This window comes from Streptomyces sp. NPDC001717 (assembly GCF_042892775.1).
Classification (GTDB): Bacteria; Actinomycetota; Actinomycetes; order Streptomycetales; family Streptomycetaceae; genus Streptomyces.
On the sequence record NZ_JBIAUK010000010.1, the window covers coordinates 34,081 to 41,565 of the forward strand.

The window sequence follows — 7,485 nt, forward strand, 5'->3', positions numbered from 1 at the left end:
CGCCCGGCGCCAGAGTTGACCGCATGATGCTGCGTTACGCCCTCCAGACCGTCAGGGACCGCAAAGCCGGTTTCCTCGGCGCCTTCGTCGCGCTCCTCTGCGCGGCCGCCCTCGTCACCGCCTGCGGCACGCTCCTGGAAACGGGACTCCGCGGAAAGATCGGCACCGAGCGCTACGCGGCGACGCCGGTCCTCGTCTCCGCCGACCAGAACGTCCACGAGACCACGGTCAAGGAGAAGAAGGGCAAGACGAAGACGAAGCACAAGGCGAAGCCCGTCGCAGAGCGGGCCTGGCTGCCCGCCGGCACCCTGGACACGGTCCGCGCCGTCCCCGGAGTCGAGCGGGCCGTGCCCGAGCTCACCTTCCAGGCCGTCCCGCTCGTCAAGACCCCCGGTGAGTCGAAGCCCTCGTACGGGCACGCCTGGACCTCTGCCGCGCTCACCCCCTTCGCACTCGTGGAGGGCCGCGCGCCCCAGGGCGACGGCGAGGTCGTCGTCGACCGGGCACTGGCCACCCGGGCAGGACTGAAGGCCGGCTCGCAGCTGACCGTGCAGGCGACCGGCGAACCGAAGACGTACCGGGTCAGCGGCATCGCGCAGGGCGCCCACGGGGACCTCGCCCGGCAGAGCGCCCTCTTCTTCGGCGACGCCGAGGCCCAGCGGCTCGCCGCCCGCGCCGGACGGATCGGCGCCATCGGAATCCTGCCCGCACCCGGTGTGAACGCCGCCGAGCTGGCGGGCCGGGTCGAGCAGGCCCTGCGCGGCACCGGAGCGCAGGTCGCCACCGGCGACGAGCGCGGCCCCGTGGAGTTCCTCGACGCCGCCGGAGCCCGCGTGAAACTGGTCTCCATGGGCGGCGCGATGGGCGGCACCTCGCTCCTCGTCGCGATCCTCGTCGTCGTCGGCACCTTCTCCCTCTCCGTCCAGCAGCGCTACCGCGAACTCGCCCTGCTGCGCGCCATCGCCGCCACACCCCGCCAGCTGCGACAGCTCATCGGACGCGAGGCCCTGCTCGTCGGCCTGGCCGCCGGCATCGCGGGAGCCTTCGCCGGACTGCCGCTCGCCGCCTGGCTCTACGGCCGGTTCGTCGACAGCGGCGTCGTCCCCGCCTCGCTGGAGCGCACCGCCGGGATCTTCCCGATGTTCGCCGCCGTCGCGGCGAGCCTGCTCGGCGCCTGGGCCGCCGCACGGATCACCGGCCGCCGCATCGCCCGGATCCGCCCCGCGGAAGCACTCGCCGAAGCCGCCGTCGAGACCGCCCGACCGCGCCGGCTCCGGACCGCCTTCGGGCTGCTCCTGCTGGCCGGCGGCGCGGTGCTGGTCGTCGTACTGGGCTCGCTGCGCACCGAGCCGGCCTCCACCCCGGTCACCTTCCTGGCCGTGGTGGTCCTGGCCGGGGCGGTCTCGCTGCTCGGGCCGCTGCTCGTACGAGGTGCCACGGCGCTGCTCGCCGGTCCGCTGAAGCTGACCGGGGCGGGCGGACACCTGGCGGGCGCGAACCTGCGCGGCAACGCCACCCGCATGGCCTCCGCCGTCACCCCGCTCGCCCTGCTGGTCGGCATGACCTGCACCGTGCTCTTCATCACCCCGACCCTCGGGGACGCGGCCCGGACGCAGGCCCGCGAGGGCATCCGGGCCGACTGGGTGCTGGCGGCGCAGGGCCCGGGCGTCACCCCGGCAGCGGCCGAAACGATCCGCCGTACGCCCGGAGTCGCCGCGGCCACCGAGATCGTCCACACCTCCGTACGCGTGGGCCTGGCGAAGTACGCCGCGCAGGGCGTGACCCCTGCGGGCCTGACCCGGACCTGGGACCCCGAGGTCACCGGCGGCAGCCTGGCCGGCTTCGGCGAGGGCGACGCCGCGGTGAGCGAACTCGCCGCCGACCAGCTCGGCCTGAAGCCGGGCAGCCCGCTGGAGCTGACCCTCGGCGACGGCACCCCGGTCACGCTGAAGGTCACCGCCGTGTACGCGCGGGGGCTGGGCTTCGGAGACCTGACGCTGCCGCACGGCCTCGTCGCCGCACACGTCGACAACCCGCTCGCGAGCACCGTGCTGGTGGCGACGGAGCCGGGTGCGGGTGCGGGGCGCGAGCGGCTCGCCACCGCGGTGAAGGCCTACCCGGGGGTGGCCCTGCTCTCCGCGGCGGACGCCGACGCGGCACGGGCCGAGCGGCAGGACGCCGGGGCCGAGATCAACCTGCTGGCGATGGGCCTGGTGCTCGCCTTCACCGCGATCGCGGTGGTCAACACCCTCGCGATGTCCACCGCCGAGCGGGTACGGGAGTTCGCGATGCTGCGGCTCGCGGGCGCGAAGCGGCGGCAGGTGCTGCGGATGCTGCGCGCGGAGGCCGTCTCCGTCCTGCTGATCGGGGCGGTGCTGGGGTCGGGCATCGCACTGGCCGTACTGACCGCGTTCAGCGTGGGCATGACGGGCGTGGCCGCGCCGGCGGTCCTGCCGGTGGCCTACGCGGTGGTGGTCGGGGCGGCCGGACTGCTGGCCCTCGCGGCCACTTCCCTCCCGGGGAGGGTGGCGCTCCGGGTCCGCCCGGTGGACGTGGCCACGTCCAAGGCGTAGCCGCCGGGCTGCGGCGCGGCTGCCGGAGGCTCCGCCCCGCGCCCCGCGCTGCGAACGCCGGCGGGGCTGGTTCGGTGCGGCGCCGTTGCCGGGGGCCGGCCCCCGGACCCCCGGTCCTCAAACGCCGGACGGGCTGAAATTGCCCTGCGGGCAATCCAGTCCCGCCGGGCGAAACTCCAGCCCCGCCGGCGTTTGAGGCGCGGGGTCCGGGGCGGAGCCCCGGGGAACGGTGGAAGGGCGGGTAGGGGGACGGCTCCGCGCAGCGGCCCGCGCCCCGCCGGGCCACGCCGGTCCGGCCCCGGCGCCCGGCCGGTGCGGCCGATGCCGAGGGGGGGGCGGTGCCGAAGGGGCGTCAGGGAAGGGACACGGGGAGGCCCGCGGCTCGCCAGGCCTGGAAGCCACCCGCGAGGTCCGTCGCGCGGCGCAGCCCCAGCGCGTGCAACGAGGCCGCCGCGAGGCTCGACGCGTAGCCCTCGTTGCAGATCACCACCACCTGGAGGTCGTGCCCCGTCGCCTCGGCCGCACGGTGGCTGCCCAGCGGGTCCAGCCGCCACTCCAGTTCGTTGCGCTCCACCACGAGCGCCCCCGGGATCAGGCCGTCGCGCTCGCGCAGCGCCTGGTAGCGGATGTCCACGAGGAGGGCGCCCGCGCGGGACGCCTCGTACGCCTCCCGCGCGTCGACGCGGTCGTAGCCCGCGCGGACCCGCTCCAGCAGCTCGTCGATGCCGACCGGGGCGCTCACTGCCAGTCCGCCGGGCGCTCGACGTGCTCCAGGTGCAGCACCGGGCCGCTGCGGCTGTAGCGGCGGATCAGCGGCAGCGGCGGGTAGTACGCGTGCACGGAGATCGCGTGCTCGGTCGTGGACTCGTTGAGGACCTCGTGCACGTGGTGTTCCCCGAAGGCGCGTCCGGCGCCCGCGCCCAGCCGTCGGCTGCGGTCGACACCGGAAGCCAGGTGCAGGGACTGCCAGCCCTCCGAGGGGAGTCGTACGGACAGCGAGTGCTCGGTGAGCCGGCCCCGGGCGGTGGCGAACGCGCCCCGCGATTCGGCGTGGTCGTGCCAGCCGGTGCCGGTGCCCGGCGGCCAGCCGATCAGCCAGGCCTCGCTGCCGCCAGGGCCGTCCAGCCGGATCCAGGTACGCCCCTCGGGGTCGAGGGGGAGCGCGGCGACGACATCGGGGTCCGCCGCGGTGCGCAGCGCGAAGGCGAGGAGTTCGGCGGCCGTGGGGCCGGCGGCGTTGACCGTGGTGGCAGGGGAGAACGCGGGTGCAGACATGGAAGGTGACCGTTCCTGGGTTCGCGGAGGTGCGCGCGGGCCGGTGGACGGCACGGGGCGCGCGGGGGCGTAAGGGCGACTCAGCAGGAAGGGCGACACACGCAGCCCGCATAGCGGAGCAGGTCCATATGGACCCTCCGCCACAGGCGTACGTCGTTGCCGGTCATTCCGCGAGTGAACCACGCGGTCCCGGAAACGGTCAATCGATCACGGATGTCGGCGTCGTGGCCGGAGCCGTCGCCGAGGGGGGCGCGGGCCGCGCCGCGGGCGCCCCCGCGCGGACCGCGTCCGCCGCCTCGTACAGCTCCGCCGGACGGACCCCCGCGAACGTCGCGGCCAGGTGCCCGTCCGGTCGTACGAGGAGCACGGTGTGCGCCGGCGCGCCCGGGTAGCCGTCCGCGACCAGCAGATCGGTCCGGACCGGCAGGGCGCTCACCGCCGCCGCGAGCCGGGGCATCAGCCCGGCGCCCAGCCAGTGCCGGCGGTCCCAGACCCCGGTGCCCGGAGCAACCAGCACCACCAGCAGCCGGCCCTGCCCCAGCAGGTCGCGCAGCGGCACCGTCGAGCCGTCGGGCGCGGTCACCGGGACGTTGGCCACGGGGCCCCCCGGTTCGGTGGCCGTCGGGACCTCCCGCACGGCCATCGGCGGGGCGTACGTCGGCTCGGCGCCCAGCGGCCCCCGTCCCAGGTGGCCGTCGGTGAGCAGGGTCTCGGCGGAACGCGCGGCCCCGGGCAGGTAGGTGCGCAGCGCGCCCCCCGCCCGCAGCGTGGGCATCGCCTGGTCGGCGGCGCGCAGCCGGGCCGCGACCGCGGTGCGCCGCTCGCCCTCGTAACTGTCGAGGAGTTCCTCGGAGGCACCCTGGTGCCAGGCCAGGGACAGTTTCCAGGCCAGGTTCTCCGCGTCCCGCAGCCCTTCCTCGACGCCCTGGGTTCCGAGGGCTCCCAACAGGTGGGCGGCGTCCCCGGCGAGGAAGGCACGGCCGTCGCGCCAGCGCCGGGCGAGGCGGTGGTGCAGGGTGTGGACGCCCGTGTCGAGGAGGTCGTACGGGGGAGTCGTGCCCCCGCACCACACCGCGAGGGTGTCCCGGATCAGGGTCACCAGCGCGTCGGGGGTGACGAGTTCACCGCGGGCCGGGAGCAGCCAGTCCAACCGCCACACCCCGTCGGCCAGCGGCCGTGAGGTGACCTCGGCGGGGCCGGAGGGCGGGTTGCGGTGCAGCAGGGCCTCGCCGGGCCACGGCAGTTCGGTGCGCAGCGCGGCCACGGCGTGCCGTTCCACGGCGGTGCGGCCCGGGAAGCGGATCCCGAGGAGCTTGCGGACGGTGGAGCGGGCGCCGTCGCAGCCGACGAGGTGACTCCCGCGCCACCACGTGGTCTCGGCGCCGCGGGTGTGCGCGGTGATCCCCCGCTCGTCCTGTTCCAGGGAGTCCAGTTTGCTGTCGGTGACCAGCTGGACGAGCGGGTGCGCGGCCGCGGACTCGCGCAGTCCGCGCGTGAGGGCGTGCTGCGGCACGTGCAGGGGTGCCGGGTGCTCCTCGAAGGTGATCCGCTGGGCGGGCCGGCCGCGGCGCACGGTGCGCCAGGCGGCGTAGTACGCCCCTTCGTCGCGCAGCGTCGTACAGCCCAGCCGGTGCGCCATGGCGGCGGTGTCCGCGTGCAGGACGACGGTGCGCGCGGGTCGGATCTCCTCCTTGCCGGGGCCTTCGTCGAGCACGACGGAGGGCACGCCCTGGCCGGCCAGGGCGAGGGCCAGGGACAGCCCGACGGGGCCCGCGCCGACGACGATCACCGGGTCCATGATGTGGCTCCCGGTGTCCGGTATGTGATCACAGAACGTATGCAACCCACTGGAGGTGCCTGCGTCAAGTGACACAGGTCGGGACAACGCCGTGTGGTGCGGCGGATGACTTCCGCCGCACCACACGTGTCACGCCAGTGTACTGACCGGGCGTCAGGGAGCCTTGCCCACGCCCGCCGCGCCGCCCGCGTCGACCTCGGCCACGTCGGCCTCGACCACGGCGCCCGTGCCCTTCTTCGACTGCCGCAGCCGCTTCTCCAGCCACGAGGCCAGAGTGGTCAGGGTGAAGTTCACCGCGATGTAGATCAGGGCGATCACGACCATGGTCGCGATGGTGTTGCTGTAGTTCGCCGAGATCTGCCGGTTCATCGACATCAGGTCGGCGAAGCCGAGGGCCGCGCCACCGAGCGCCGTGTCCTTCAGGATCACCACGAGCTGGCTCACCAGTGCGGGCAGCATCGCCGTGACCGCCTGCGGGACCAGGACGTACGTCATGATCTGGCCCTTGCGCATGCCGATCGCCTTGGCCGCGTCGGTCTGGCCGCGCGGCAGCGACAGGATGCCTGCCCGGACGATCTCGGCGATCACCGCGGCGTTGTACAGGACGAGGGCGGTGACCACCGCGTACAGCGGCCGCAGGTCCGAGCTGACGGTGCCGAGCATCACGTACAGCGCGGAGCTGAAGAACATCAGCATCAGGACCGGGATGGCGCGGAAGAACTCCACGACCGTGCCGACCGGGACGCGCACCCAGGTGTGGTCGGAGAGCCGGGCGATGCCGAGGAGCGCACCGAGCGGCAGCGCGATCACCATGGCGATCAGGCCGGCCTTGAGGGTCTCACCGAGGCCGGGCAGCAGGAACGTCGTCCAGATCTGGCTGTCCGTGATGAACGGGGTCCACTTGTCGGCGTCGAGCTGGTTCTGCTCGGCCATGAGGGACAGCACCCACCACAGGGCCAGCGCGAGGAGCACCAGGAACAGGCCGGTGTAGATCCGGTTGCGGACCTTGGCCTTGGGGCCGGGGGTGTCGTACAGAACGGAGCTCATCGCTTCACCGCCACTCGCTTGGAGACCCAGCCCAGCAGCAGGCCGGTGGGCAGGGTCAGCAGGACGAAGCCGAGGGCGAAGACCGCGAAGACCGCGAAGATGGCGTCCGCCTCGTTCTCCAGCATTTCCTTCATCAGCAGAGCCGCTTCGGCCACGCCGATGGTCGCCGCCACCGTGGTGTTCTTGGTGAGGGCGATCAGTACGTTGGTGAGCGGTGCGATGACCGCCCGGAAGGCCTGGGGGAGCACGATCAGCGTGAGCACCTGGAAGAAGCTCAGGCCCAGCGCGCGGGCGGCCTCGGCCTGCCCCACGGGCACGGTGTTGATGCCCGAGCGCAGCGCCTCGCAGACGAACGTGCCGGTGTAGGCGATCAGGCCCAGGACCGCGAGGCGGAAGCCGATCTCCTTGAAGTTCTCGCCGCCGAGCGTGATCTTCAGCGTCTGATTGAGGCCCAGCGAGCAGCCGATGATCAGCAGGGTCAGCGGCGTGTTGCGCACGACGTTGACGTACGCGGTGCCGAAGGACCGCATGATCGGGACCGGGCTGACCCGCATCCCGGCCAGGATCGTGCCCCAGATCAGGGATCCGACCGCGGAGTAGAGGGTGAGCTGAACCGTCACCCAGAAGGCTCCGAGCACGTCGTACTGCCCGGAAGTAAGAAAGTCGAACACGTTGCCCTGCGCTCTCCCCAGGATGGCCGGTGGGGGGGGGGGGGGGGGGCGGGGGGGGGGGGGGGGGGCGGCGGCGCGGGCCCCCCCCCCCGGGGGGGGGGGGGGGGGGGGGGGGGGGGCG

At 74.1% G+C, this 7,485-nt stretch carries 7 protein-coding genes; 1 reads left to right on the top strand and 6 read right to left on the bottom strand.

The genetic code is table 11. The features are described from left to right. The first annotated feature begins 23 nt into the window (after positions 1-23). Positions 24-2,573 (top strand): FtsX-like permease family protein, encoded by a 2,550-nt coding sequence (locus ACFYZL_RS18550; protein ID WP_388680039.1) that lies wholly within the window; start codon positions 24-26, stop codon positions 2,571-2,573. A 352-nt stretch (positions 2,574-2,925) separates the two neighbouring features. Here the strand turns inward: ACFYZL_RS18550 and ACFYZL_RS18555 are convergent, their stop codons facing one another. The 6 genes from ACFYZL_RS18555 to ACFYZL_RS18580 form a co-directional block, all read right to left on the bottom strand. Then, a complete protein-coding gene (locus ACFYZL_RS18555; protein ID WP_384758787.1) occupies positions 2,926-3,315 on the bottom strand; it encodes a rhodanese-like domain-containing protein in 390 nt (129 codons plus the stop codon). Next, positions 3,312-3,848: a cysteine dioxygenase gene (locus ACFYZL_RS18560; RefSeq protein WP_384758790.1), complete on the bottom strand. Its 537-nt coding sequence runs from the start codon at positions 3,846-3,848 to the stop codon at positions 3,312-3,314. Before ACFYZL_RS18560 ends, ACFYZL_RS18555 begins: the two co-directional genes overlap by 4 nt. A gap of 80 nt (positions 3,849-3,928) precedes the next feature. After that, positions 3,929-4,015, bottom strand: a complete 87-nt coding sequence (locus ACFYZL_RS18565) for a putative leader peptide (protein WP_311318651.1) — start codon at positions 4,013-4,015, stop codon at positions 3,929-3,931. A gap of 32 nt (positions 4,016-4,047) precedes the next feature. Next, positions 4,048-5,646: an FAD-dependent monooxygenase gene (locus ACFYZL_RS18570; protein ID WP_384758793.1), complete on the bottom strand. Its 1,599-nt coding sequence runs from the start codon at positions 5,644-5,646 to the stop codon at positions 4,048-4,050. Positions 5,647-5,799: 153 nt separating this feature from the next. Beyond that, positions 5,800-6,693 (bottom strand): amino acid ABC transporter permease, encoded by an 894-nt coding sequence (locus ACFYZL_RS18575; protein WP_388680043.1) that lies wholly within the window; start codon positions 6,691-6,693, stop codon positions 5,800-5,802. Then, positions 6,690-7,364, bottom strand: a complete 675-nt coding sequence (locus ACFYZL_RS18580; protein ID WP_384758799.1) for an amino acid ABC transporter permease — start codon at positions 7,362-7,364, stop codon at positions 6,690-6,692. The genes ACFYZL_RS18575 and ACFYZL_RS18580 overlap by 4 nt, the downstream gene beginning before the upstream one ends. Positions 7,365-7,485: the final 121 nt, after the last annotated feature.

Excerpts from the sequence above, each read along its gene's own strand:
- ACFYZL_RS18575 (WP_388680043.1), bottom strand. The coding sequence starts at position 6,693 with ATGAGCTCCGTTCTGTACGACACCCCCGGCCCCAAGGCCAAGGTCCGC.
- ACFYZL_RS18560 (WP_384758790.1), bottom strand. The coding sequence starts at position 3,848 with ATGTCTGCACCCGCGTTCTCCCCTGCCACCACGGTCAACGCCGCCGGC.
- ACFYZL_RS18550 (WP_388680039.1), top strand. The coding sequence starts at position 24 with ATGATGCTGCGTTACGCCCTCCAGACCGTCAGGGACCGCAAAGCCGGT.
- ACFYZL_RS18565 (WP_311318651.1), bottom strand. The coding sequence starts at position 4,015 with ATGACCGGCAACGACGTACGCCTGTGGCGGAGGGTCCATATGGACCTG.
- ACFYZL_RS18570 (WP_384758793.1), bottom strand. The coding sequence starts at position 5,646 with ATGGACCCGGTGATCGTCGTCGGCGCGGGCCCCGTCGGGCTGTCCCTG.